The sequence below is a fragment of the Ligilactobacillus ubinensis genome (genome assembly GCF_024160875.1).
GTDB classification, from domain to species: domain Bacteria; phylum Bacillota; class Bacilli; order Lactobacillales; family Lactobacillaceae; genus Ligilactobacillus; species Ligilactobacillus ubinensis.
Genome location: NZ_JAIULA010000003.1, coordinates 86,184 through 111,685 on the forward strand (window position 1 = coordinate 86,184; position 25,502 = coordinate 111,685).

General features: G+C 35.5%; 24 protein-coding genes. 1 reads left to right on the forward strand and 23 read right to left on the reverse strand.

The window, feature by feature from the left end; genetic code table 11:
• Positions 1 to 326: 326 nt before the first annotated feature.
• The 9 genes from glyS to rpsU all read right to left on the reverse strand — a co-directional run bounded on the left by glyS (position 327) and on the right by rpsU (position 8,035).
• The gene (glyS, locus tag LB941_RS02385) at positions 327 to 2,405 is read right to left on the reverse strand and encodes a glycine--tRNA ligase subunit beta (protein ID WP_253359171.1); all 2,079 of its coding nucleotides are present in this window, start codon (positions 2,403 to 2,405) and stop codon (positions 327 to 329) included.
• A complete protein-coding gene (gene glyQ, locus LB941_RS02390; protein ID WP_253359173.1) occupies positions 2,406 to 3,323 on the reverse strand; it encodes a glycine--tRNA ligase subunit alpha in 918 nt (305 codons plus the stop codon).
• A 331-nt stretch (positions 3,324 to 3,654) separates the two neighbouring features.
• Positions 3,655 to 4,413, reverse strand: a complete 759-nt coding sequence (gene recO, locus LB941_RS02395) for a DNA repair protein RecO (RefSeq protein WP_253359175.1) — start codon at positions 4,411 to 4,413, stop codon at positions 3,655 to 3,657.
• 35 nt (positions 4,414 to 4,448) lie between these two features.
• Positions 4,449 to 5,351: a GTPase Era gene (era, locus tag LB941_RS02400; RefSeq protein WP_253359177.1), complete on the reverse strand. Its 903-nt coding sequence runs from the start codon at positions 5,349 to 5,351 to the stop codon at positions 4,449 to 4,451.
• A 21-nt stretch (positions 5,352 to 5,372) separates the two neighbouring features.
• Positions 5,373 to 5,774, reverse strand: a complete 402-nt coding sequence (locus LB941_RS02405; protein WP_253359293.1) for a diacylglycerol kinase family protein — start codon at positions 5,772 to 5,774, stop codon at positions 5,373 to 5,375.
• Positions 5,758 to 6,234, reverse strand: coding sequence for an rRNA maturation RNase YbeY (gene ybeY, locus LB941_RS02410; RefSeq protein WP_253359179.1), 477 nt, complete (start codon positions 6,232 to 6,234; stop codon positions 5,758 to 5,760). The genes LB941_RS02405 and ybeY overlap by 17 nt, the downstream gene beginning before the upstream one ends.
• Positions 6,235 to 6,252: 18 nt before the next feature.
• Positions 6,253 to 7,242 carry a PhoH family protein gene (locus LB941_RS02415; RefSeq protein ID WP_425270479.1) on the reverse strand — a complete coding sequence of 330 codons (990 nt, stop codon included), beginning with the start codon at positions 7,240 to 7,242 and terminating at the stop codon, positions 6,253 to 6,255.
• Positions 7,243 to 7,383: 141 nt separating this feature from the next.
• Positions 7,384 to 7,827, reverse strand: coding sequence for a GatB/YqeY domain-containing protein (locus LB941_RS02420; protein WP_253359183.1), 444 nt, complete (start codon positions 7,825 to 7,827; stop codon positions 7,384 to 7,386).
• Positions 7,828 to 7,849: 22 nt separating this feature from the next.
• Positions 7,850 to 8,035, reverse strand: a complete 186-nt coding sequence (rpsU, locus tag LB941_RS02425; RefSeq protein WP_253359185.1) for a 30S ribosomal protein S21 — start codon at positions 8,033 to 8,035, stop codon at positions 7,850 to 7,852.
• Between the two features lie 253 nt (positions 8,036 to 8,288).
• On the opposite strand from rpsU, the gene LB941_RS02430 reads away from it, so the two are divergent.
• Complete coding sequence (locus LB941_RS02430; RefSeq protein WP_253359188.1) at positions 8,289 to 9,131, forward strand: pyruvate, water dikinase regulatory protein; 843 nt, start codon at positions 8,289 to 8,291, stop codon at positions 9,129 to 9,131.
• Positions 9,132 to 9,327: 196 nt separating this feature from the next.
• Here LB941_RS02430 and pyrE read toward each other — a convergent pair whose 3' ends face one another.
• The 14 genes from pyrE to LB941_RS02500 all read right to left on the reverse strand — a co-directional run bounded on the left by pyrE (position 9,328) and on the right by LB941_RS02500 (position 25,472).
• The gene (gene pyrE, locus LB941_RS02435; RefSeq protein ID WP_253359190.1) at positions 9,328 to 9,948 is read right to left on the reverse strand and encodes an orotate phosphoribosyltransferase; all 621 of its coding nucleotides are present in this window, start codon (positions 9,946 to 9,948) and stop codon (positions 9,328 to 9,330) included.
• Complete coding sequence (gene pyrF / locus LB941_RS02440) at positions 9,948 to 10,661, reverse strand: orotidine-5'-phosphate decarboxylase (RefSeq protein ID WP_253359191.1); 714 nt, start codon at positions 10,659 to 10,661, stop codon at positions 9,948 to 9,950. Before pyrF ends, pyrE begins: the two co-directional genes overlap by 1 nt.
• On the reverse strand, positions 10,651 to 11,592 hold the full coding sequence (locus LB941_RS02445; RefSeq protein ID WP_253359192.1) for a dihydroorotate dehydrogenase: 942 nt from the start codon (positions 11,590 to 11,592) through the stop codon (positions 10,651 to 10,653). Before LB941_RS02445 ends, pyrF begins: the two co-directional genes overlap by 11 nt.
• Positions 11,593 to 11,609: 17 nt before the next feature.
• Positions 11,610 to 14,795 (reverse strand): carbamoyl-phosphate synthase large subunit, encoded by a 3,186-nt coding sequence (gene carB / locus LB941_RS02450; protein ID WP_253359193.1) that lies wholly within the window; start codon positions 14,793 to 14,795, stop codon positions 11,610 to 11,612.
• On the reverse strand, positions 14,788 to 15,876 hold the full coding sequence (locus tag LB941_RS02455) for a carbamoyl phosphate synthase small subunit (protein ID WP_253359194.1): 1,089 nt from the start codon (positions 15,874 to 15,876) through the stop codon (positions 14,788 to 14,790). Before LB941_RS02455 ends, carB begins: the two co-directional genes overlap by 8 nt.
• Positions 15,877 to 15,878: 2 nt before the next feature.
• Positions 15,879 to 17,162 carry a dihydroorotase gene (gene pyrC, locus LB941_RS02460; protein ID WP_253359195.1) on the reverse strand — a complete coding sequence of 428 codons (1,284 nt, stop codon included), beginning with the start codon at positions 17,160 to 17,162 and terminating at the stop codon, positions 15,879 to 15,881.
• Positions 17,162 to 18,127, reverse strand: coding sequence for an aspartate carbamoyltransferase catalytic subunit (locus tag LB941_RS02465; RefSeq protein WP_253359196.1), 966 nt, complete (start codon positions 18,125 to 18,127; stop codon positions 17,162 to 17,164). The genes pyrC and LB941_RS02465 overlap by 1 nt, the downstream gene beginning before the upstream one ends.
• Positions 18,128 to 18,144: 17 nt before the next feature.
• The gene (locus LB941_RS02470; protein ID WP_253359198.1) at positions 18,145 to 19,428 is read right to left on the reverse strand and encodes a solute carrier family 23 protein; all 1,284 of its coding nucleotides are present in this window, start codon (positions 19,426 to 19,428) and stop codon (positions 18,145 to 18,147) included.
• 147 nt (positions 19,429 to 19,575) lie between these two features.
• A complete protein-coding gene (gene pyrR / locus LB941_RS02475; RefSeq protein WP_253359200.1) occupies positions 19,576 to 20,115 on the reverse strand; it encodes a bifunctional pyr operon transcriptional regulator/uracil phosphoribosyltransferase PyrR in 540 nt (179 codons plus the stop codon).
• Positions 20,116 to 20,343: 228 nt separating this feature from the next.
• The gene (locus LB941_RS02480) at positions 20,344 to 21,243 is read right to left on the reverse strand and encodes an RluA family pseudouridine synthase (protein ID WP_253359202.1); all 900 of its coding nucleotides are present in this window, start codon (positions 21,241 to 21,243) and stop codon (positions 20,344 to 20,346) included.
• On the reverse strand, positions 21,240 to 21,683 hold the full coding sequence (lspA, locus tag LB941_RS02485) for a signal peptidase II (protein ID WP_253359203.1): 444 nt from the start codon (positions 21,681 to 21,683) through the stop codon (positions 21,240 to 21,242). Before lspA ends, LB941_RS02480 begins: the two co-directional genes overlap by 4 nt.
• Positions 21,684 to 21,797: 114 nt before the next feature.
• Complete coding sequence (locus LB941_RS02490; RefSeq protein WP_253359204.1) at positions 21,798 to 22,364, reverse strand: helix-turn-helix domain-containing protein; 567 nt, start codon at positions 22,362 to 22,364, stop codon at positions 21,798 to 21,800.
• An 80-nt stretch (positions 22,365 to 22,444) separates the two neighbouring features.
• Positions 22,445 to 23,506, reverse strand: coding sequence for a tetratricopeptide repeat-containing glycosyltransferase family 2 protein (locus tag LB941_RS02495; protein ID WP_253359205.1), 1,062 nt, complete (start codon positions 23,504 to 23,506; stop codon positions 22,445 to 22,447).
• 1 nt (position 23,507) lies between these two features.
• A complete protein-coding gene (locus LB941_RS02500) occupies positions 23,508 to 25,472 on the reverse strand; it encodes an ROK family protein (protein WP_253359206.1) in 1,965 nt (654 codons plus the stop codon).
• Between the last annotated feature and the right edge of the window lie 30 nt (positions 25,473 to 25,502).

The window sequence follows — 25,502 nt, forward strand, 5'->3', positions numbered from 1 at the left end:
TGCTTCTTACGTTACAAACCTTTGCAAGTACGGCACTATTAAAAATAATAGTGATTATACTTCGCAAAATATCGCTTGCCAACGGAAAACGTAGCTATCAACAATAACCACATCATCTAGCTCAGAGCTCATCTTCAGCTTATCTCAAACACTTCTTTCACCTAAATCGAAGCTCTCTGTAGTTTGAGAACGTACTTACTCTTCTCTTCAATGCCATTCAATATTAATTCGTTGATAATAATATACCGCCACTTATCATTAATGTCAAATGTTTTTTTAATATAAATAGCATAAAGATTATTCCTCTAATTTAGAATATAAGACTACTACTTAACATTCAAATTACGCAAATCACCAAAATCATTTGTTAAATCAGCAACTTCTAATAATTGGGATAATCTGTTATTTTTAACACGTTCATCATCTACCATAATCATCGTCTCATCAAAATAGGCATTAATAGGCGCTTTTAGCTTACGTAATTCTTGATATTGCTCTTCTAAACAAGTTTGTTTCTTGTCTTTTAAAGTTTGAACCGCTAGATATAGTTTCTTTTCACATTCATTTTCAAACAAATCTTGTTTGATTTCACTATTTCTTATACTTTCTGGTGCTTTTTTTGCTAATCGGATAACACGAGTTAAAGCTTCAATGCTTTCCTTAAAATCAGCATCTGTATGGTGCTTACTTAAAACTTGTGCAGCTTTTTTTATAGTAACAAAAGCATTTGTCTTTTCTGATACTACAGTTTCCAAAATATCATGGCGGAATTTTTCTCCACTCAATACTTGTTGCAATCGATCAATGATGAATGTCTGTATTTCACTTTCATTTATCTTAGGGTCAATATTACTGTATAATTCAGGGCTTTTTTCGTATGCTGCAGCTACTGCTTGCTTTAAAACAACTGTTGATAATGGCCATTCTTTTGCTAATGCAATTCGCACAATTCCAAGCGCTTGTCTTCTCAATGCATATGGATCATTTGATCCAGATGGTACCATTCCTGCACTAAAAAATGCCTGAATGCTATCTAATTTATCTGCAATTGATAAAACTGAACCTACCGTTGTAGTGGGCAACTCACCTTCTGCACTTGTTGGCATATATTCTTCACGAATTGCAACTGCTACGTTTTCTTTTTCACCCATTATCCGTGCATAAATTTCACCCATTATCCCTTGCAACTCTGAGAATTCTCCTACCATACCAGTTACTAAATCAAACTTATAAATCATTGCTGCTCGGTTTAAATCAGCTAATTGTTCTGTACTCAAACCAAGCTTTTGCCCTAAATAATTGGCTAACAATGTAACTCTTTGCATTTTTTGATAGACTGTTCCAATCTTATCGTGGAACATTACCGTTTTAAGTCGCTTTACATAATCAGCAATTGATTGTTTTTTATCTTCATTAAAAAAGAATTTAGCATCCTCTAGTCGAGCTGTTAAAACTTTTTCATTTCCAGAAATAACATTTTCCAAATATTGCTTATTACCATTTCTAACCGTAATAAAATATGGCAACAATTCATTTTGTTGATTTCTTACATAAAAATAGCGCTGATTATCCTTCATTGAAGTTATCAAAACAACTTCAGGTACCTCTAAATATTTTTGATCAAATTTTCCTGCTAAAACAGTTGGATATTCAACTAGATTGTTAACTTCTTCTAATAAATCGGCATCAATATCTACAACCCAATCATTTTGGTTTGCTAAAGCGATAATTTGCTCTTTAATCATTGCCTTGCGTTTATCAGCATCAGCAATTACGCTTTGCACTTCTAACTGACTTGGATAGTCAGCAGCGTCACCTAATGCCACTTCTTTCCCTAAGAAACGATGTCCTTTTGTTATTCGATCAGTTGTAATGTTTAAAATAGAAAATGGAATAACGTCAGTATCTAATAAAGCAACTAACCACCTAATCGGTCGAACATATTCAAAGCTATTACTTGCCCACCGCATCATTGTTGGAAACTTCAAGTCCATAGCTACATCTTTCATACCAGTTAAAACATCTTTTGCTTCTTTACCCGGTATAAAACGTTCAATATACACATATTCAACACCTTTTAATTCTTTAAAAAAGATATCATCAGTAGATGCCTTTTGACCACGCGCAAAACCTTGGGCAGCCTTAGTCCAATTGCCATCTGCATCTTGCGCAATTTTTTTAGCTGGGCCTTTTGCTTCTTCTTTAATATCTGCTTGTTTATCTGCCAAGCCAAAAACTTTTACAGCTAAACGCCGGGGTGTAGAATACGATTTGATTTCTGTATATTCAAGGCGTTGCTCCTTTAAAAAAGTTGCCGTTTTTTTAACTAACTGTTCCACACTTGGAGTCACAACATGTGCTGGAATTTCTTCCAACCCTATTTCTAATAAGAAAGTATGTGCCATCTACTTGTCCTCCTCTAGTAACTTCTGACGTAGTTTTTCATCCTTAATTAAAGGAAAACCTAATTTCTTACGTTCAGTTACAAAAACCTTTGCAACTGCTTTTGCCATATTTCTGATGCGAGAAAGATAGCCTGCTCGTTCAGTTACCGAAACTGCACCACGTGCATCTAATAAGTTAAACGTATGGCTACATTTTAAAATATAATCATAAGCTGGATGAACTAATCCATTAGCAATTTGTTTTTTTGCTTCTTGTTCATACACATCAAATGCTTTAAACAACATCTCTTGATTACTTTCTTCAAAAGCATATTTTGAATTTTCATATTCTGGTTCCTTGAAGATGTCGCCATATTTAACCCCATCAGCCCATTCTAAATCAAATACAGAATTAACATCCTGTATATATGATGATAAACGTTCTAAACCATATGTTACTTCTGCTGCTACCGGTTTTACTTCTAGCCCACCAACTTGTTGAAAATAAGTGAATTGAGTAATCTCCATACCATCTAACCAAATTTCCCAACCAACACCGGCACAACCCATAGATGGGTTTTCCCAGTTATCTTCTACAAACCGAATATCGTGTTCTTCTGGAACAATACCTAATGAACGCAAGCTGTCTAAATACAAATCTTGAATATTACTTGGTGATGGTTTCATAATTACTTGAAATTGGTGATGTTGGAATAATCGATTAGGGTTATCTCCATAACGTCCATCTGCAGGACGTCTCGAAGGTTCTACGTACGCCACATTCCAGGGCTCTGGTCCGATTGCGCGTAAAAATGTATAAGGACTCATTGTTCCTGCACCTTTTTCTGTATCATATGCTTGCATTAACATACAACCTTGTTTTGCCCAAAACTGCTGCAAGGTTAAAATAATATCTTGCATTGCTAATTTTTTTGTCATATTAAAAGCTCCTTGGTTTGATTTTTCGAAAATCATTTATAAACATCACACAAAATTTGTACAAAAAAAGTCCCTATGCGACGCCATAAATGGTCACATAGGGACGATCTTCGAGAATCGCGGTTCCACCCTATTTCTAGTTTTGCCTAGCAACTTAATTACGTTAAGACTCCAAAAGTGCCTCTTGTACTTTCGTAACACCTGCTCTCACTAACCAGGCTCGCTTTGCTACTCTATATACAATATTCTTTTATCAACATCTCTTCTTATTAAACAATACTAGAATAAGCGTTTTTTAAGTAACTGTCAATACTTTATTAAAGTATTCTAGTTATATTTCCCAATATTGCATCTGATCCAAAAAATGCTTTGCTTTAACGTAAACACCTACCTGTTGCCGATAAATTTCGTCTAAAGTTCGGCGTAAACGTAATTTTGTTTCTTTTTCTAAAGTTATCCCATTTATTTTGTCTAATTTAACTGCTGAAAACAAACGTAAAAAGTAAATAGTACGTTGATCTAAGTGTAAACGATTTGGATCCAAATGCCAATGCCGTTGGCATAACAAACCACCATAGCTTTCAGAATAATCAAATTCTAGTTCAGTTCGATGACATATTGTACAGCTTTCAAAAAATGGTTTAACCCCAAAAAATTCTAACAACTGGACTTCAATAATATTAGTGATAACGGCTGCATCGACATTTTCATCGATTAAGATAAGCGCTTGTTCAAGTTTAGCATACCAATAAGGAACCCAATCTTCTTTAAAAGCTTGTTCGCTTAAACTGAGAATATAGGCACTGTATGCATTTAATTCAATATCTTGACTGATGTTTTGAAATTGTTCAATTTCACGTGGTGTGGTTATAAAGGATAAACCTTGATCATTTATACTACCCAAGTATGTACCATGTGTATATGTCAAGATTGCCGCACCCAGCTTAAAGCCACGCTTGCGAACGCCTCGAACAAAGAAGGTCTTAAATCCAAACCGATCTGTTAGTATTTTTACTAACATATCACGTTCACGATAATTCTTTCGCGAAACAACAATTCCTCTAAATTCTTCGCCTTGATGCAGCGTCATATTATAATTTCACCACCCATATCTCGAGTCAAAAATTAATAATCGTCTTGCTTATAACCTAGTGCTCTTAGATCTATTTGGCGATCCTTCCAGTTAGGTTGAACTTTAACCCAAAGTTCCAAGTAGACTTTGTCGCCTAACATTAACTCAATATCTTTACGTGCTTTAATGCCAATATTTTTAAGCATTTGCCCGCCTTTTCCAATTAGTATGCCCTTTTGGGTTTTACGCTCTACAATAATAGAGGCCTGGACGTGAACTTTTTCTTCATCAGAGCGTGTAATACTTTCAACAATTACTGCCACTGAATGTGGTACTTCTTCACGTGTTAGTTCAAGAACCTTTTCTCTAATCAATTCCCCAGCAATAAAACGTTCTGGGTGATCAGTTACCATATCACTTGGATAAAATTGGGGACCTTTTGGAAGATTTTGAACTAATGAAGCAACTAACTCTGGACAATTATTTCCTTCTAATGCTGAAATTGGAAATACTTCTGTATAATTAAGCGTTTTACGATAATCATCCATTATTTCCAATAATTTATCCGGATGAATTTTATCTATTTTATTAATCACTAAATAAATAGGCTTATTAACATTCTTAAGGCGTTCGATAATAAAATCATCACCTCGCCCCCGCTTTTGTGTTGCATTAACCATAAATAAAATAGCATCTACTTCATTTAGTGTTGAAAGTGCTGATTCCACCATGAAGTCACCTAGCCGACTATGTGGCTTATGAATTCCTGGTGTATCAATAAAAACAATCTGCGCCTCATCTGTTGTATATATTCCTTGAATCTTATTCCGCGTTGTTTGTGCTTTATCACTCATAATCGCAATTTTTTGACCAATAACACGATTTAAAAAAGTTGATTTACCAACATTAGGACGTCCTAAAATGGCAACAAAACCTGAATGAAATGAATTATTCACTAGCTAAATTCCTTCCTTTTTTTAATTAAAAAACAATACCCATATCTTAGGTAAAAAGATTACTGTCCCAATAAGTAGTGCAAATATCGCCGCCAATAAAACCGCTCCAGCCGCCATATCTTTAGCTTTTTTAGCAAGCGGATTACGTTCATAATTAGTAGCTAAATCAACAACATTTTCAATTGCTGAATTCCAAATTTCACTGGAAAGAACTGCAAAAATAGCTAAAATTAGCCATAACCATTCACTTACGCTAACATGTAGGAAAGCACCTAACATTACGACCAAAATGATAGATGCAACATGAAATCGTACATTTCGTTCTTCTTTATATGCTGTTAGTAATCCGATAACTGCAAATTTAAACGACTGTACAAAATGCCGATTCTTCCAGTTATGTTTAGGCTTATCTTTTAAGACCATATGCATCCAGAATTTCACGTTGAAGCCCAAACATTTCTTTTTCATCTTCAGCGCGCATATGGTCGTAGCCGTTTAAATGTAAAAAACCGTGTAAAACTAAAAAACCTAATTCACGATTTTCTGAATGACCAAGATACTCTGCTTGTTCTTTTACCTTTTGCATTGATACCATAATATCACCAATATTCTTAGGTATCGCAAAATCTACATCCTCAGGTAAAATAATCGGCATTTCATCTGACTCTTCTTCGATAGCAAAACTAATTACATCAGTTGCTTTATCAACACCACGATACTTTTTGTTAATCGCATGAATATGCTCGTTATCCATTAGTGTTACAGACATTTCTGTATTATCTGGAAGTTTTATATACTTTCCAGCAAAATTTAATACATCTTTGATTAACTCAATTTGCTGTTGAGATACAGCATTGGTATCATCGTAAACCTCTAAATCCATTATTTTTCCTCTTCTTCTTTAACTTTGACTCTCACTTTCGTAAGCCTTAATAATTGAAGATACCACTGGATGACGCACAACATCACCTGCATCAAAATGTACAAACCCAATATGTGCAATGTTTTGTAATATACGTTCGGCATCAACTAAACCAGATTGGCTATGTCCCTTTGGTAAATCAATTTGTGTTTTATCACCATTAACCACCATCTTCGAGCCAAAACCTAAACGAGTCAAAAACATTTTCATTTGTGAGCGTGTCGTATTCTGTGCTTCATCTAAAATAACAAATGCTTTATCCAAAGTTCTGCCCCGCATATAGGCTAATGGTGCAATTTCAATTACTCTACGTTCAATTAAACGCTCGGTATGTTCAGCACCCAAAATTGAGTTTAATGCATCATAAATCGGGCGTAAATACGGATCTACTTTTTCCTTTAAATCGCCTGGTAAAAAACCTAACGACTCACCAGCTTCAACCGCTGGTCGAGTTAAAATCAAGCGTTCAACTTCATGTCGTTTTAAAGCAGCCACAGCCATTACCACAGCTAAGTATGTTTTTCCCGTACCCGCTGGACCAATACCGAATGTCAAATCGTTATTTTTGATTAATTGAACATACTGCCGCTGTCCATAATTTTTCACACTAATCGCGTGCCCATGATTATCTTTCAATAAGACATCTGTATATAAATCTTGAAAATACTCCAATGTACCGCGTTCGGCCATTTTCATTGCTGATACAATATCGGCAGCATTTAGATGCACACCATTTTTCAATAGCTTAATTAATTCTTGCATTATTGCTATCGTATCAGTAACATCTGTTGTATTTCCTTCTATTTTTATAATATCACCAAAAGGTTTGATACTAACATTTTTGCCTTCTTCAAGCAACTTTAAATTACTATCATTAATGCCAAATAATGCAACTTGCAGATTAGGATTAGCAAGCTGAAAGTTTTTCTCAATTAACTTTTCTTCTGACAAACATATTCTCCTCTTCATAATGACATAGTTTCACGCTAATTTTAACACAATCCAACTCACTTGAAAACTTAGAGATAATATCTGCTAATAAAAAACCATACCTATAATATAAAAAAAGTCGAGAAAATTCTTACATTTCCCGACTTTTTTAGCCACAGATTAATTCAATAATTCCTTAACAGTGGTATTAACTATTTTCCCGTCAGCTTTACCTTTAAGTTTAGGCATAACCGCACCCATTACTTTACCAAAGTCAGCTTTAGATGTCGCTCCAACCGCCTTTATCGTTTCTTGAACCACGGCCTTCACTTCATCAACGCTTAACTGCTCTGGCATATAGCTTTCTACGACACTAATCTCTTTTTCAAGGTCAGCAACCGTTTCAGCACGTCCAGCAGCTTTGAATTCTTCTAAGGAATCCTTGCGTTGCTTCAACTCACGAGACAACACGCTAACTTCCTCATCAGAAGTTAAATCGTGTCCAACGTTTATTTGTTCATTAGTTATAGCAGCTTTAAGCATCCGGACAGTACTTAATTTAGCCTTATCCTTAGCTTTCATTGCAGCCACCATATCTTTTTGTAATGACTCTAACAGACTCATCACTTCATGCCTCCTCTAGAAACTAGAAACGCTTTTTATTTTTGCGTTTCCGAGCTGCTTCGGACTTTTTCTTGCGTTTTACACTTGGCTTCTCGTAGAATTCACGTTTCCGATATTCTTGCAAAGTACCTGTTTTTGAAACGGAACGTTTGAAGCGACGAAGAGCGTCATCAAGAGATTCGTTTTTACGAACGACTGTTTTTGACATGGTTGTTTCCCTCCCTCCGAGCTTAAAATGTAACCGTCTTAAATTGCATAAGTACACAAACTTCAACAGTTCTTTTCCATTATATCCAAACATGAATGTATCGTCAACAAAAGATTACAAAAGTTTCAATTTTTTCTTAATATTTAGCCTTAATATATTCATCGAAAAACCTTTTTTTCTATATTTCTATGCTTAAATATAGTATACTTTATATATAAAAGCGTTTTATTTATAGGAAAGTGAGCATTCTAACATGACTAAACCTCAAATTAATATTTTTATTATTTCAGATTCATTAGGCGAAACTGCTTTTAACCTTGCTCAAGCAGCAAGCGTTCAATTTCCAAATACTGACTTTAATTTTTCAAAATTCCCCTTAATTAGAACTCAATCAATTTTACAAGGAATTTTAAATAAGGCTCAACGCGAACATGCCTTTGTAGTTCATACTTTTGTCGAAAGCGGATTATCAGACTTTGCAAACTCTTTTTGTGCTAAAAATAATCTAAACTGTATTGATGCTATTTCAGATGTTATCCAGCAAATTAGCAAGCTAACAAACTCCGAACCCCTGCATAAAGCAGGTATTAATCACAATACTGACACTGAGTATTTTAATCGAATTGAAGCAATTGAATTTGCGGTTAACTTTGATGATGGTAAAGATCCTAGCGGCTTTTTAAAAGCTGATATTGTTTTATTAGGAATTTCGCGAACTTCAAAAACACCACTTTCGTTATATCTAGCAAATCGAGGTTACAAGGTTGCTAACCTGCCTTTGGTTCCCAAAACAAAAATTCCAGATGAAATTTATCAAGTTACTCCAAGCAGAGTATTTGGTTTAACTAATAATGTTTCAATTTTGAATGATATTCGGAAAGCTCGTATGATTTCATATGGACTAAATCCAGATACTGCGTATTCAAATGTTGACAACATTAAAGCTGAATTGAAATTTGCTACAGATTTATATCAAAAATTAGGTTGTCTCCAAATTAATGTGGCCAACAAGTCGATTGAGGAAACAGCTACTTTAATTATTGAAAGTTTAGCACAAAATCATGTCGATTCAATTCGTAAAAACGAGCAGGTTTAATTATACAAAATCCACAATGTTACACTAAAGAGAATTAACAGTTTAGTTTGTTGGCTTACAGATTACGGGATTAAGCGTAACTAACCGTCCTTAGACCGATAAATATTCAAATATAAAGAGTCCAAGGCTTTGAGGATTGAAGTGTTTCACTTCAAATACATCATTTTGTCTTGAACTCTTTACTTATTTTGAAAAATTAAATCAGCCAATTAGCTGGATCTTCACGCCATTTTTCTAATAATTTACGCTCATCGGCAGTTATATATGCTTCTTTATTAGCAACATCCAATAATTCAGTATAATTTGTTAAAGTTGTAAATTCCATATTTGCAGCAGCAAAATTTGTTTTGGCAGCTGCTAATTGATAACTAAAAATCCCGGCAACACCTATTACATTAGCACCTTCATTTTTGGCTGCAGTTACTGCCTGTAAAACACTACCACCAGTTGAAATTAAATCATCAATCAAAACCGTCTTAGCTCCTGCTTGTAAAACACCTTCAATTTGTTTACCACGACCATGGTCTTTAGGCTTAGAACGTACATATACCATTGGTAGATTTAACTTTTCAGCAATCCAAGCTGCATGCGGAATACCTGCAGTTGCTGTACCTGCAATCACTTCTGTATCAGGCCATTTATCTTTAATTATTTGGGCAAGACCACTTGCTATTTGAGTTCGAATTTTAGGATAGCTGATTGTCAGACGATTATCACAATAAATTGGACTTTTTAAACCACTTGCCCAAATAAAAGGTTTTGCTGGCGCTAATTTGACCGCATTAATTTCCAATAAATCCTTAGCAATTTCTTTCATTAGTTTTCCCTCCAAAGTTTTTCAACTAATCGATATGCACTAATTGGTTCAGTTGCTTGCGTAATAGCACGGCCGACAACAATTGCTGATGCTGCATTTTGCGCCGCTTTATCTGGTGTCATGACACGCTTTTGGTCACCATTATCGTTTCCTGCTAATCTAATACCTGGAGTTACCCGTAAAAAATTAGTATCTGTTATTGCTAAAATTTGCTTTGCTTCTTGTGCAGAACAAACAACCCCATCTAAACCCGCTTTTTGCGTAAGGTGCGCATAATTTAAGACACTTTTATTTAAAGAAACTGAACTAAGCTGTTCATTTTTAACTAAATCTTCATTACTTGATGTAAGTTGAGTAACTGCTATCAGTTTTGGTACTTTTTTACCAGCAGCACCGTCTAATAGTCCCTCTTTAGCCGCTTGCATCATTTCAACACCACCGCTTGCATGCACATTAGTTAATGTCACGCCTAGCTTTCCTAACACACGCATTGCTCTTTCAACCGTATGTGGAATATCATGACATTTTAAGTCTAAAAAAATGTCATGTCCCATACTTTGAACTTCTTTAACTAAATCAGCACCCTCGCTATAGAATAGTTCCATTCCAATTTTAACGAAGAGTTGCTCTTCTTTTGGAAAAAGTTTCAAAAAACGAACTGCTTGCAATCTATCAGCAAAATCAAGTGCAATTATTGGACGACTAATCTGCATGACGATTCCCCCTTACTTGCTCTCTCAAATTTTCAAAATTAGTAATCCCTAATTCATCTAATTTAGCTGGAAGTTTATCAATTATGTGTGGACATGCTAATGGATCTTTAAAATGCGCAGTCCCTATAGCCACAGCAGATGCTCCCGCTAAAAACATCTCAATAACATCGTCTGCTGACTCAACGCCACCCATCCCTATAATTGGTAAATCAACTACCTGAGATACTTGGTAAATCATCCGAATCGCTATTGGTTTAATTGAATGACCAGAAAAGCCACCCATTACATTACCTAGTACTGGTTTTCGCGTTTTAACGTCAATATGCATCCCTAGGACTGTATTAATCATACTCAGACCGTCGGCACCACCAGTTGCTACTGCTTGTGCAATCTCGACAACATCTGTCACATTTGGTGTTAATTTAACATAAACTGGAACATCAACGACATCTTTTACCCTTTTAGTTAAATCTTCAGCAACACTAGCCTTAGTTCCAAATGCCATCCCACCTTCATGTACATTGGGACAAGAAATATTAAGTTCAAGTGCTGCTACTTTTTTCGATGCTGACAGTTTTTTTGCAACTTGGATGTAATCATCAACAGTTGACCCGCCAATACTTCCAATAATTGGAAGATCTGGGTATTTTTCTTTTAAAGTAGCCAATTTTTCATTAACAACTGCTTCAATTCCTGGATTTTGCAGCCCCACAGCATTTAAGACACCATTATCTATAACCGCAATTTTAGGATCTGGATTCCCTGTTCGTGGTTCAACTGTTGCTGTTTTAATAACTAAAGCACCTAATTGATTCAAATCAAATTTTTTTGCACTACCAACATCCCCAAAACCAAAAGTACCACTAGCTGGCATGATTGGATTTTTCAAAGTTAATCCGGGTAATTCAACTGCTAAGCGACTATCTGACATTTGACGCCCTCCTAATTTTAAAGTACATCTGTGGCAAACGAACGATTCTCTAAAGCTTTAAGTAGCGCATCCGCTGTATTAAGTGATGTCAACAAAGCAATATTATGTTCAATTGCTGTTTGACGAATTACAAAACCATCTGAAGCTACTTCTTGATCATGCCCCATTGTATTAATTACCATATCTACTGTTCCATCCATCAAAACTTTTAGGATATCACGATTTTTAGCATTGTCTTCGCCTATTTTGTTAACAGTTACCGCATGTAACTTGTTTTCTTGCAAGAACTTGGCTGTTCCGTTAGTTGCCATAATGCGATAACCAACTTTACTAAACCTTTTGGCTAACGGTAAAACCGCATCCTTATCCTGATCTTCGATTGTCAATAAAATAGTTCCATCATCTGGCAACTTTATGTTTGCTCCTCTAAAAGCTTTATAGAGTGCTTTTTCAAACGTACGGTCACTTCCCATAACTTCGCCAGTTGATTTCATCTCAGGACCTAAAAAGCTATCTACATCGGCTAATTTACTGAATGAGAAAACGGGTGCTTTTACATGAATTGATTTACTTTCAGGATACAAGCCCGCTTTAAAGCCCTGCTCTTTTAAAGATTGACCTAAAATTACACGCGTTGCAACTTGTGCCATTTCAACACCTGTAATTTTGCTCAAGAAAGGAACAGTCCGACTAGCCCGAGGATTTACTTCAAGAACATATGCCTCATTTTTATGAATAATAAATTGAATGTTCATAATTCCAATACACTTTAGAGCAACCGCTAATTTTTGTGTTGCATCAACAATTTGATTTTTTACTTTTTCACTAAAACTTTGTGGTGGATAAACTGCCATTGAATCTCCTGAATGAACCCCAGCATGTTCGATGTGTTCCATAATTCCTGGCAATAAAACTTCTTTACCATCACAAATCGCATCTACTTCACCTTCCAGTCCTTCAAGATAAGCATCAACTAGAATTGGATGATCTATCTCAGCTGGCGCATTGTGTGAGAGATATTCGCGTAATTCTGCTTCATTATAGACAATCTCCATTGCACGTCCCCCTAATACATAACTAGGACGAACTAAAACAGGATAACCAATTTCAGTAGCACACTGCAAAACCTCCTCCTGGGTTGTAGCAGTTTTTCCAACAGGTTGTTTTAAGCCTAACTGATTTATTACTTGATCAAACAACTCGCGATCTTCTGCTCGATCCAAATCTTCCACAGTTGTTCCTAGAACTTTTACTCCATTTTTCTCTAAATCCGCAGCTAAATTAATCGCCGTTTGACCACCAAATTGTACAATAACACCTACTGGATGCTCTAATTCAATTACGTTTAACACATCTTCTAGCGTTAGAGGCTCAAAATATAGTTTATCAGAAACAGAAAAATCTGTTGAAACCGTCTCAGGATTTGAATTAATCACAATTGCATCATAGCCCATTTTTTGTAATGCTTTTACACTATGAACTGTCGCATAGTCAAATTCTACACCTTGGCCTATTCTGATTGGTCCTGAGCCAATAACTATAACTGATTGTTTAGCAGTTGGTAAACTTTCATTTTGCTCATCATATGAACTATAAAAATATGGTGTATTTGATTCAAATTCTGCAGCACACGTATCTACCATCTTATAGACAGGTACAATTTGATTATTTTTACGCAAAGAACGTACTTTGCTTTGTTCACTGTTCCAAAGTTTAGCAATGGTATAATCACTAAAACCATACCGTTTAGCCTTTTTTAAAACAGCGATATTTTCTGGATTCTTACATATTTCAACTTCTAGTTCCACAATATGCTTGATTATATCTAGAAAATATACATTTATTTTCGTCAATTCATGAATTTCTTGTAATGAATACCCTCTTCTAAATGCTTCAGCTAGATAAAATAAACGGTCATCTTGTGCATTTACAATCTTTTCTTCTAATATATCATCACTAACTTCACGAACATAATCAGCTAACAAGTCTTTTTCATCTATTTCAAGTGAACGTACTGCTTTTTGAATGGCTTCTTCTGCGTTACGACCAATTGCCATAACTTCTCCAGTCGCTTTCATTTGTGTACCTAATCGTCTATTAGCACGTGCAAATTTGTCAAATGGCCACCGTGGAATCTTAGCTACAACATAATCTAAAGCCGGTTCAAATTCAGCATACGTTGTTTTAGTAACCGGATTTATAATTTCATCTAGGTTCAAGCCCACAGCAATTTTAGCCGCCATTTTTGCAATTGGATAGCCAGTAGCTTTAGAAGCTAGCGCTGAGGAACGTGATACACGTGGATTAACTTCGATAACATAGTAATTAAAACTATTGGGATCTAGTGCTAATTGAACGTTACAACCACCTTCTATTTTTAAAGCTCGAATAAGTTTTAATGAGCAGTCGCGCAACATTTGATATTCACGATCAGATAATGTCTGGGTTGGTGCAAGAACAATCGAATCGCCAGTATGAATACCAACTGGATCAAAGTTTTCCATTGAACAAACTACCATTGCATTATTAGCTGAATCACGCATAACTTCATATTCTATTTCTTTAAATCCAGCAATTGATTTTTCTATTAAACATTGAGTTGCAGGTGACAAGTCTAACCCATTTGCAACTATTTCTTCTAATTGCTTTTGGTTATAACATAACCCGCCTCCGGTTCCTCCCATTGTAAAAGCAGGCCGAACGATAACCGGATATCCGCATACTTCAGCAAAATCAAGTGCTTCATTTACCGTATTAACAGTTTGTGAAGGTGGAATAGGTTCGTTTAAGTCTTGCATCAATTCTTTAAACTTTTCACGATCCTCTGCTTGGTCTATCGCTGTAAGTTTTGTTCCTAATAGTTCTATCTCTAGTTCATCTAAAATTCCAGTTTGAGCTAATGAAATAGCTAAGTTTAATCCAATTTGCCCTCCCAAAGTTGGCAACAAAGCATCTGGAAATTCTTGGCGCATGATACGTGAAACTGATTCTACTGTTAATGGCTCAATGTAAACTCTATCTGCAATTTCTGTATCTGTCATGATAGTAGCTGGATTTGAATTAACTAACACAACTTCATATCCTTCTTCACGTAGTGCCATGCAAGCTTGTGTTCCAGAATAGTCAAATTCTGCAGCTTGACCGATAATAATTGGTCCAGAACCAATAACCATAATTTTATGAATATCCTTACGTTTAGGCATTGTGTTCTTCCTCCTTTCGAATATCAATCATATGCATAAAATCATCAAACAAATCAACTGCATCTGATGGCCCAGGTGCAGCATCTGGATGAAATTGCACTGAAAACGCAGGATAATATCTATGTCTAATTCCTTCTATTGTTCCATCATTAATCTCACGATGCGTTACTATCAGTTCATTTGGATCAATTGACTCAGGGTCCACCGCATACCCATGATTTTGCGACGTAAATGTAATTCGACCTGTAGCAATTTCGCGAACTGGATGATTAAATCCACGATGCCCAAATTTCATTTTGAAAGTTTTAGCACCATTTGCCTGTGCCAAAATCTGATGACCTAGACATATTCCAAAAACAGGAATCTTTTTCTCAACTTCACTAACCATATTGACAGCATCCTGCATTACTTCTGGATTTCCTGGTCCATTTGACAACAATACACCATCTGGTTTTAACTTAAAAATATCCTCAGCAGTTGCTGTATAAGGTAACACAATTGTATTGCAATCTCTAGCTGCTAGTTCACGTAAAATACTATGTTTTGCCCCATAATCAATTAGAACAATGTTACGTTTGTTACCTGGATTAGGATATGGCTTAGTTGTAGAAACTTGAGCTACTAATTGATCTGACATCACAGTTGCATGTAGTTGATCAAAAGCATGTTCTAACTCATCTGTCGCATCAATAATACTGCCTTTCATAGTACCGTGGACACGTAACTTTTTAACCAGTGCTCGTGTGTCAATGCCACTAATACCAGGAATATCCATATGTTCCAAAAAAGCAGGAAAAGTTTCTTGTTGACGCCAACTAGTAGAAACACGGGCAACTTCGCGGCAGATAACACCTTTACAGTTCGGCTGCAAAGATTCATAATCATCTAACGTTACACCATAATTACCAATTAGTGGATTAGTAAAGACTAAAATCTGATTAGCATATGATTGATCTGTTACGGCTTCTTGATACCCCGTCATTCCTGTTGTAAAAACAACTTCACCGGTCGTACTATTTTTAGCTCCAAAACCAGTTCCCTTAAAAACGGAGCCATCATCTAAAATTAAGTAACGTTGCACTCTTAGCCCTCCTTTTGATATACTTTAACTCCTGAAACGAACGTTAAAGTTGTCATACCAAAAACTTTTTCACCTATAAATGGTGTATTAGTTCCCTTTGATAGAAAATCTTCTTCCTTAATCTCGACCTGATTTTCCAAATCAAAAACTGCAATATCAGCAAAATTCCCCGGTATTAACGTTCCTTTGCCTTTTATAGCAAATAATTTTGCAGGGGCAACACTCATCCATTTTAAAAGTTGTTCTAGTTTAAAAACACCACTTTTTACATATTTCGTATATAGTAATGCAAAGGCCGTCTCACTTCCAGTGATTCCAAATGCTGCCTTGAGCATATCGCCTGTTTTTTCATCAACACTATGTGGTGCATGATCCGTCGCAATCATATCAATTGTGCCATCAAGCAAGCCTTCTATTAAAGCTTTTTGATCTTGTTTAGACCGTAATGGTGGATTCATCTTAAATTTACCATCATTTTCTGTAATATCGGCATCAGCAAGTAACAAATGATGCGGTGACACTTCGCATGTAACGTTTATCCCATGCTGCTTAGCCAAACGAACTAATTCAACACTTTCTTTAGTCGAAACATGACAGATATGGTAGTGAACACCTGTTTTTTGTGCTAGTAGTAAATCACGTGCAATTTGAGATGATTCACTAACTCCTAAAATACCTGGCAAACCAAACTCGTCGGCCTTTTTCCCTGCATTCATTACGCCTCCAAATAGAAGTGAATTATCTTCGACATGGGCGACAATTGCCATCTTCAACTTTGCTGCTTGCTGCATAGCTAAATACATTGTTCCAGCCGTTTGAACGCCGCAACCATCATTACTAAATGCAAACGCCCCAGCTTTTTTCATAGCGACAAAGTCCACTAACTCTTCACTTTTTAATTCTTTGGTTATTGAACTATATTGTTCAATATTTACTCGCCCTTCTTTTTTATTGCGCAACACCATATTACTTAATTTATCAGGCGTATCAGGAACAGGTTTTACATTAGGCATCGCACATACAGTTGTATAGCCGCCTCGTGCTGCTGCAGCTGAGCCAGTTGTAATTGTCTCTTTATATGTAAGACCTGGATCACGATAATGAACATGAACATCAACTAATCCTGCGGTTACTAGTTTGCCAGATACATCAATAACATCCGCAGATGGCACCAATGCTGCTAGATTCTTACCAATTGCCTTTATCTTTCCAGCCTCAATTAGTATGTCTTCTTTAGTCAATTCATCTGCTTGATATACAAGCCCATTTTTTAGTAATGTTTGCATTATTCAAGTCCTCCTAATTTTCTACCTCTAAGAACCGCTTCAATCATTGCCATTCTTACAAAGACACCGTTTTGCATTTGTGTATAAAAGCGTGATTTAGGTGCTTCAACTAAATCATCTGCCCATTCAACCCCACGGTTTACAGGACCTGGATGCATAATAATTGCATTTTTCTTTAAATGAGCATAACGCACATGATTTAATCCATATTTTTCATGGTATTCTGCTGCCGAAAAAGTTTCTTCATTACTATCTTCACCATGGCGTTCATGTTGAACACGTAATAAGATAATCGCATCCATTTCTGGTAAAATTTCGTCTACTGCACCATATTGGCCATATTCATCAAATTCTGAACTGTACCAGTACTTAGGACCTGAAAAGTAAACTTTGGCTCCTAAACGTGTTAATAATTGCATATTACTCTTAGCTACGCGTGAATTAGTTATGTCTCCAACAATAGCTACTTTCAAACCCTTAAAATAACCAAACTGTTCATAAATCGTCATCATATCTAGCAAGCTTTGTGATGGATGCTGACCACTACCATCACCCGCATTAATAAGTCCTATATCTAGATGCTGTTCTTTTGTTAAATCAATCAGTTTCTTATAGTATTCATTTTCAGGATGCCGAATGACAGCAAAATCAACACCAATTGCATCCATCGTAAATAATGTATCGTAAAGTGTCTCACCTTTTTTGACTGAAGACTGTGACGGATTGAATGGTAATTCAGTAATATTCAGTTTACGCTCAGCCATTTCAAAACTAGTATGTGTTCGTGTTGAATTTTCAAAAAACATATTTACACAGTATGTTGGTTTGTCTAAGCATGGTACTTGTCCGCCATTTTTAAAATATTGTGCTCGCTTTAGTAATGTTTCAACCATTTTGATTGAAAGATCTTCTACAGTTACAAAATTGGGTAAGCAAAGCAAATCAGAAACCTCTTGAGTTAACATTTAAAGCATCTCCTTAATTAGTTTTCACTAGCAGCTTTCGAAGGTAAAATTAGATTTAAAACTATTCCAAATAATGTGGCTAGAGCAATACTTGTTAATTGGAAATTACCTAATTTCAAGTATGTTCCCCCTATACCCACAACTAAAACCACTGAAGTAATAATTAAATTGCGTTTCAATTCAAAATTGACCTTATTATCAACGAGAATTCTTAACCCATTAGAAGCAATCATTCCAAATAAGAGAAATGATATTCCACCAATTACAGGGCTTGGAATCGACTGAATTAATGCTGAAATCTTACCGACAAAACTAAAGACAATGGCAAACAGTGCTGCACCACCTAAAACCCACACGGAATGGACCTTTGTCATAGCTAAAACACCAATGTTTTCACCATAAGATGTTGTTGGAGGACCACCAACAAAGCCCGCAAAAACACTCGATAAACCATCACCCAATAAAGTTCGATGTAATCCCGGGTTCTTAAAAAAATTCCGCTTAGTTAATTTGTTTAATACCATTACATGTCCCATATGCTCGGTCATTGTAACAAAAGCAATTGGCGCCATGGTTATTATTGCAGCTGGATACCATTTAAAACTGTAGTTAACTCCCATTACATCAAATGCTGGTAAAGAGAGCCATTTTGCTTGCATAACACTTGTAAAGTCCACGATTCCAACTAAAGCAGCTAATATGTAGCCAGAGACAATGCCTAGTAAAACTGGAATCATGCTAGAAAAACCCTTAAGAAACATATTAAAAATAATTGTGATAACCAAGGTAAAAATAGCTACTGCAAAATATTTAAGATCATATTTTGAATTATTTAGCATTGCATCATTAGCGGCGGTTGTTGCAAGGGATAAACCGATAACAATGATAATTGGTCCAACCACAACTGGTGGTAAAATTTTATCAACCCAATCTGAACCAAATTGGCTAATGATAAGTGCAACAATCACATACACCAAACCAGCCGAAATTGCTCCTTGCCCAACAGCAGGATAGCCATAATGTTTCATTAACATTTGCATAGTTGCAATAAATGCAAAACTTGAGCCTAAATATGCTGGAATTTTTGCTTTAGTACATAAGATATAAATTAATGTACCTACACCTGAACTAAATAACGCAATACTTGGATTTATTCCTATTAAAATTGGAACTAACACTGTAGCTCCAAACATGGTAAATAAATGCTGAATTGAAAGTACCAACCAATGCTTAAATGGTGGCTTATCCTGAATATCTAAAACTGCTTCATTATTTCTAAATTCTTCTTTTTGCTTATTCATGCAAGAATTCTCCTCTTTAAAAATGTTATAAAAAAACCTGTTTCAATTGAACTTATCAACTGACCCAGGTTTGTGCATAGCTACCCTAAATTAATTAGGATAGCTACAACCCTTCTGCTCTCTCTGGAGTCAGTTAAACGGTTGAAGCTATTCTGTTAAATTTTTTAAATCAATGCCGTCTTTTCCATCAATTTCTTCGACATAAACTGCTATTTGCTCATCTAAAGAAGTAGGAATATTTTTACCAACAAAGTCTGCCCGAATTGGTAATTCACGATGACCACGATCAACTAAAACAGCTAAGTTGATTTTTTTAGGTCGCCCTTGATCCATTAATGCATCTAAAGCAGCGCGAATTGTCCGACCTGTAAATAAAACATCGTCAACTAAAATAACGTGCTTATCTGTTATATCAAAAGCTAATTGTGAACTTTTAACAACTGGTTCTTCACTACCTGCAACATGTAAATCATCACGATACAAAGAAATATCAAGTTCTCCTACCGGCACGGTTGCACCTTCAAGTTGCTTCAAACGAGCTGCAATTCGTTTAGCTAAGTAAATACCACGTGTTTTAATCCCAATTAAAACGAGATTATTAATTCCCTTGTTTTTTTCAATAATCTCATAGGTCATCCGTGTTAATGCTCGTTTCATTGCCATTGAATCGTAAATCTTCTTTGCCATTTAAGCAATTCCTCCTTGTAATTCACCCTTTTGCTCACAGCTACTTCCATAATTTTTACTTGATAGCAATTTACAAAAAAATACCTTAGCCAAACGACATATAAGCATATATGCGCGTGACTAAGGTATCGACAACAGTCTTGTTTACCGAGCTAATATAAGACGTGCCTTCTTAGCCTCACGGGACTAATTTTAAAGGGCCTTTCATTATTTTTAATGATACTTAATTTAATCTATTCTGTCAAGTGTTTTTAAGGTTCTTGCAAAGTTATCTGGTAGAGGCGCCTCAAATTGCAACCACTTACCGCTAACTGGATGGGCAAACCCTAGTTTTGCGGCATGTAGGAATTGACCATTACCTTTAATTGTTTTTTTGGGTCCATACAAAGGATCTCCAACTAATGGATGACCAATATACTTCATATGCACCCTAATCTGATGGGTACGTCCAGTTTCTAATTTGCAGGCTATATAAGTATAATCTTTAAACCGAGCCAACACTTTAAAGTGCGTAACAGCATGTCTGCCATTATCTACAACTGCCTGTTTTTTACGATCACGCGTTGATCTACCTAAAGGTGCAGTGATTGTCCCACTATCTTCCTTAATATTTCCATGCACTAAAGCTAGATATTCACGTTCGCTTGTTTTTTCTTTTAATTGTTGTGCTAAGCTTTGATGTGCTCTATCATTTTTAGCAACCATCAATAAACCCGAGGTATCCTTATCAATACGATGAACAATTCCTGGACGAAAAGTCCCATTAATTGTTGATAGTGGGCAGTGATATAATAAAGCATTAACTAGCGTGTGGTCTACATGTCCCGGTGCTGGATGCACTACCATTCCTTGCGGTTTATTGACAACTAAAACATCCGCATCTTCATATACAATATCTAACGGAATATTTTCGGCTTTCAAATCAAGATGTTTAATTTCTGGTGCGGTAACTTCTATTTCATCATCTTTTTTTACTTTGTATTTAGCTTTGACTTTACTGCCGTTTACAGTTAAATCGCCTTGTTCAATTAATTGTTGTAATTGCGAACGCGAATATGTTTCAAAAAGTAGCCTGGCCACCTTATCTAAGCGTCCTGTTTGTGTTGTGATTTTGATTTTAGCAGTCATAGGTTTTCATCCTTAAACATCACGATTAACAAAATAATCACACCTACCGTTAGTGCACAATCAGCGACATTAAAAATAGGAAAATTGATAAAATTCAATTCAAACATATCGACAACATAGCCGTAATGAATTCGATCAATAAAATTGCCAACAGTTCCTCCTATCATTAGCGCTAAGCCTAATCCATAGCCCCAATTAGTCCACTTTTCTTTTAAATAATATAGCATGATAGCTAAAGCAACAATCGAAATAATAGTAAAAAACCAACGCTGCCCGATTAAAATACTCCAAGCAGCTCCATAATTTCTGATATGTGCAATTGATAAAACATGTGGAATCAAATCTTGACTTGTATTTAATTTAATACTTGTTTTTACAAAATATTTAACCAATTGATCAAGTAAAACGACGGCTAAACTTAATACGATATAAATCGGCATTCTCTGTGCCCCTTTTAAAAATTAGTAAACTTAACTTTTAATTATATCGTGTTTCATTAAGGATAGCAATATCAACTCCAAAGCCCTTTAGAAATAGATAACATTTAAAACTAGCTAAGCTTCCGTACTTTCAATCTTTCTGCGTTTGCCACGTCGATCAACTAGTGCCACTTTTCCACCATCCATAAATTTTTTAACCCATGAATAGACTTGTGCGTATGAAACTCCATATTTTTCGGATGCTGCACTATAATTATATTGATTATCTATCGTCCATTCAACAATATTAATACGTTCTTTAATAGTTGTTTTACATACATATTTGATTTTTTCTTTTTCATCTTCATCAAGTACAAGTTTATTGTCTTTGCAGTAAGTTGTTACCCAACGTTGGACAACTCCTTCATTAGAAATATCATATTTTTCGCATAACTTAGCTAATGAAGTACCTTCCATATGTTTTTTTACTACAGATACTTTAAATTGTTTTGAGTAATGACGCATTGGTCGTTGCTGTAATCCAGTAATTCCATCTTCTTCATATCGATTTAACCATCTTTTCAAATTATGATGATCAACGCCATATTTTTTTTCAATTGAAATAGTAGTTGCGCCTTGTTTCATCATCTGAATATAATTCATCTTTTCTTCTAATGAATAACGATACCCCTTCTGTGCCAATGTCTCAAACTCCTTCCGTGAAAATTTTCGTATAGAATAGGAAGGAATCTTTAATAATACCTTTATCACCTAATTTCGTATTACCCACAATTCAAACGCAGTAGAGCTAGTTGTGCAGGCTGATACTGCTTAGCGGCGGTATAATAAGCTATAGCCTGCTGTATATTATTCTGCTGCTCTGAAATAAAGCCTAAATAATAATTAGCTAAAAAACTATTCCTTCCCTGTACCCTTATAATCGGCTGTTTTAGCACTTCTTTAAAGTATTTTTCGCTTGAATTATAGTTTTTATTTTCCAACATGACTAAGCCACTAAGATACTGATAATCTCCATCCTTTTTGAATTCAGGATATAAGTGTAAATAATCTTCTGCTTCATCTAGCCGTTGTTCATCAAGCAATAACAGGACTAAACATTCTAAACAATTAAATACATAACCTAAAGAAAACACCGGCTTGTTTTTTAAAGCTGCAATAAAATAATCAATGGCTAATTCGTGCTGATTGGCTTGAATATAGTAACATTTTCCTATTTGAAATAATAAATATGAATCGTTAGGTTTAAGTTCTAATTCCGTCAATAAGATAGTCAGATTCCGCTGCGCTTTTTTTATTAATTGTTGCTTAGTTTGATAACCATCATGATATACGACAACAGCAATATCTTGATAAATTGGGGACGCAAAAGAATCCTTGGGTACAAGTTGTTCGTGAATTTTTCCCGTATAGTTAAAGTAACTTTTTGTATATAACCTAGGCTCCATATTTTGTGTTTGACTATTCTTGTTTTTATTGATGCGAACTACTCTGCCAATCGTTTTAGTACTCGCTGCTGTCTGGATAAACTTTTCGAGATCAGTTAAATCAACCCCTGCAAGCCACTCATCTGTATCGAGCATCAGCACTAACTCTTCTGTCGCTTTGGCGGCTGCAAAATTGCGGGCAACTGCAAAATCACCAGTCCATTCAAATGAAAATACTTTTGCCCCATAACTGCTAGCTACAGCACAACTATCATCCGTCGAACCTGTATCAATAACAATTATTTCCGCAAGATATGGTGCTAGTTGTTTTAGTGATGTTAGACATCTTTTTAATTTGCTTGCTTCATCTTTTGTAATAATACAAACAGAAAACCTCATGTTATCCCTGCCTTTTTAATAATTCATCAAATGCTCCATATATTCCAGCAAGATTTCCTAATTGCGCCGGTACTATCTGTGGTTGATATAGGGGTAAATCGGCAGTTAAAGCTTGATATTTTTTTTCTACCAGCTTAATTAGTGTTAATTCCTGACCTAAACCTCCACCAATTACGATTTTTTCTAAGTCATATAACGACTGGATGTTTAATAACAAAAATGCAAGTTCTAAACTATATGCTTCAATAAGTTCACTCGCTTGTGGATTTGCCAGTGCTTGGGCAAATAACTTCTTATCACTAATTGCTTTATCTGCTTTAACTATTTTATATAATTTATGCATTAGTTCAACCGCTGATAAACTTTCACCAAGAAATTTATCTTGTTGCACCATATATGAAATTTCTCCCGCATGCTTATGTGCCCCTTGAAATAGTTGGCCGTTTAACATAATACTGCCACCTACGGCAGTCCCCAATGTAATCACAACCGCATTAGTTTCACCGTTTAAGCTACCATGGTTTTTCTCGCCAATCAAAGCGGCTTTCGCATCGTTTTGGATAACAACCGGTACTTTAAATTCAGCAGTTAGTAGCTTTTCTATTGGATATTGAATTGTTGTATCTTGCTCAACAATATTAACAACTCCAGCGGGACTATCCACCATTCCAAAGATACAGATGGCGATTCCTGCGATTTGATTTCGATAAGGTTCAATCGTTTTCTTTAGTAATTGAATTTCTTCATCAAAATCAGCGACTGAATTCAAAATTACACGTTTACTTATAGTATTTCCAACTTCATCTAATATCACTTGTTTAATCGTAGTTTGTCCAACATCCAGTGCCAGATACTGTTTAATCTTAAACTGCGCTAAATCATGTTTCTTTTGTAACAAAGCAATAGCTTCTCTGCCCTGTTTACCTGCTTGCTGATAATACTTTAGTGCTGTCGCATAATTTTTTTCAATTTCCGCAATGCTACCTAACATAAACTGAGCTAATGTTGTACAACGGGCCTGAACCCGTGCGTTTGAAAAAGAGGTAGCTTTTTCAAATGCTATTTTGGCCTCTTCAAAACGTTTGGCTTCACTATAGATTAAACCTGTTAAAAAATAATTATCAGCATCTTTGTTAATCATTCCAAAAGCATCTAATAACTTTGTAGCAACATCAAACTGCTTTAACTCAATTAATGTCTCTAAATAACCTTGCAACCCTACTTGAAAATAACTTTGTTCTAAACTTGTTTCATGTAATAACCATTGTTTATAATATAGCAACGCCATTTTTTTTCGACCAGTTTGTTGATACATCTGGGCTACCTGGCATAAAACATAAGGGTCAGTTGCTTTTTCTTTCGGAATACCACGTTCTTTTAATAATAGTAACAAGTTGCGCTGGGCTTTTTGTGCAAAAACTTCCTGATTTGTATATCCATCATGATAAACATGAAAAGCTAATGGTTTATCTATTCGTTTTATTTGCTGATTGCGTGGCATCGGTGCCTCATGTACTTTGCCAATATAATGAAAATACTTTCGTGAAAAAAGCCGCGTTACAGGGTAAGCTCCAACTTGCCAAGTTCCATTTGCTTCTTGATTATAGCGTTCAAACGTTCCTACACAAGCACTTAAATCTGCCTTTGAAAGGAAAGCAGTTATTTCGTTTTTAATTACTGCACAATCCTCTATTGCAAACCATTCATCACTATCAACTACTAAAACATTATCATACTTTGCGCAAGCTAATGCATAATTACGTGCTGCAGAAAAATTATCTTGCCACAAGAAATCAGCACCACGCACCTGATTGTTTTCGATGATTTCTTTTGTATTATCGGTCGAGCCAGTATCTACAACTACAACATCTAACTTTAATGGAGCTAATGATTTCAAACAGCGATCCAGTTTAACTGCTTCATCACGTGTAATGATACAAACGGAAACGTTAAGCGATTCTTCCATATTTTTCCCTTCTTACTCTTATTTTAAGCT

Excerpts from the sequence above, each read along its gene's own strand:
- glyS (WP_253359171.1), bottom strand. The coding sequence starts at position 2,405 with ATGGCACATACTTTCTTATTAGAAATAGGGTTGGAAGAAATTCCAGCA.
- glyQ (WP_253359173.1), bottom strand. The coding sequence starts at position 3,323 with ATGACAAAAAAATTAGCAATGCAAGATATTATTTTAACCTTGCAGCAG.
- recO (WP_253359175.1), bottom strand. The coding sequence starts at position 4,413 with ATGACGCTGCATCAAGGCGAAGAATTTAGAGGAATTGTTGTTTCGCGA.
- LB941_RS02405 (WP_253359293.1), bottom strand. The coding sequence starts at position 5,774 with ATGGTCTTAAAAGATAAGCCTAAACATAACTGGAAGAATCGGCATTTT.
- ybeY (WP_253359179.1), bottom strand. The coding sequence starts at position 6,234 with ATGGATTTAGAGGTTTACGATGATACCAATGCTGTATCTCAACAGCAA.
- LB941_RS02415 (WP_425270479.1), bottom strand. The coding sequence starts at position 7,242 with ATGAAGAGGAGAATATGTTTGTCAGAAGAAAAGTTAATTGAGAAAAAC.
- LB941_RS02420 (WP_253359183.1), bottom strand. The coding sequence starts at position 7,827 with ATGAGTCTGTTAGAGTCATTACAAAAAGATATGGTGGCTGCAATGAAA.
- rpsU (WP_253359185.1), bottom strand. The coding sequence starts at position 8,035 with ATGTCAAAAACAGTCGTTCGTAAAAACGAATCTCTTGATGACGCTCTT.
- LB941_RS02430 (WP_253359188.1), top strand. The coding sequence starts at position 8,289 with ATGACTAAACCTCAAATTAATATTTTTATTATTTCAGATTCATTAGGC.
- pyrE (WP_253359190.1), bottom strand. The coding sequence starts at position 9,948 with ATGAAAGAAATTGCTAAGGATTTATTGGAAATTAATGCGGTCAAATTA.
- pyrF (WP_253359191.1), bottom strand. The coding sequence starts at position 10,661 with ATGCAGATTAGTCGTCCAATAATTGCACTTGATTTTGCTGATAGATTG.
- LB941_RS02445 (WP_253359192.1), bottom strand. The coding sequence starts at position 11,592 with ATGTCAGATAGTCGCTTAGCAGTTGAATTACCCGGATTAACTTTGAAA.
- carB (WP_253359193.1), bottom strand. The coding sequence starts at position 14,795 with ATGCCTAAACGTAAGGATATTCATAAAATTATGGTTATTGGTTCTGGA.
- pyrC (WP_253359195.1), bottom strand. The coding sequence starts at position 17,162 with ATGCAAACATTACTAAAAAATGGGCTTGTATATCAAGCAGATGAATTG.
- LB941_RS02465 (WP_253359196.1), bottom strand. The coding sequence starts at position 18,127 with ATGTTAACTCAAGAGGTTTCTGATTTGCTTTGCTTACCCAATTTTGTA.
- LB941_RS02470 (WP_253359198.1), bottom strand. The coding sequence starts at position 19,428 with ATGAATAAGCAAAAAGAAGAATTTAGAAATAATGAAGCAGTTTTAGAT.
- pyrR (WP_253359200.1), bottom strand. The coding sequence starts at position 20,115 with ATGGCAAAGAAGATTTACGATTCAATGGCAATGAAACGAGCATTAACA.
- LB941_RS02480 (WP_253359202.1), bottom strand. The coding sequence starts at position 21,243 with ATGACTGCTAAAATCAAAATCACAACACAAACAGGACGCTTAGATAAG.
- lspA (WP_253359203.1), bottom strand. The coding sequence starts at position 21,683 with ATGCCGATTTATATCGTATTAAGTTTAGCCGTCGTTTTACTTGATCAA.
- LB941_RS02495 (WP_253359205.1), bottom strand. The coding sequence starts at position 23,506 with ATGAGGTTTTCTGTTTGTATTATTACAAAAGATGAAGCAAGCAAATTA.
- LB941_RS02500 (WP_253359206.1), bottom strand. The coding sequence starts at position 25,472 with ATGGAAGAATCGCTTAACGTTTCCGTTTGTATCATTACACGTGATGAA.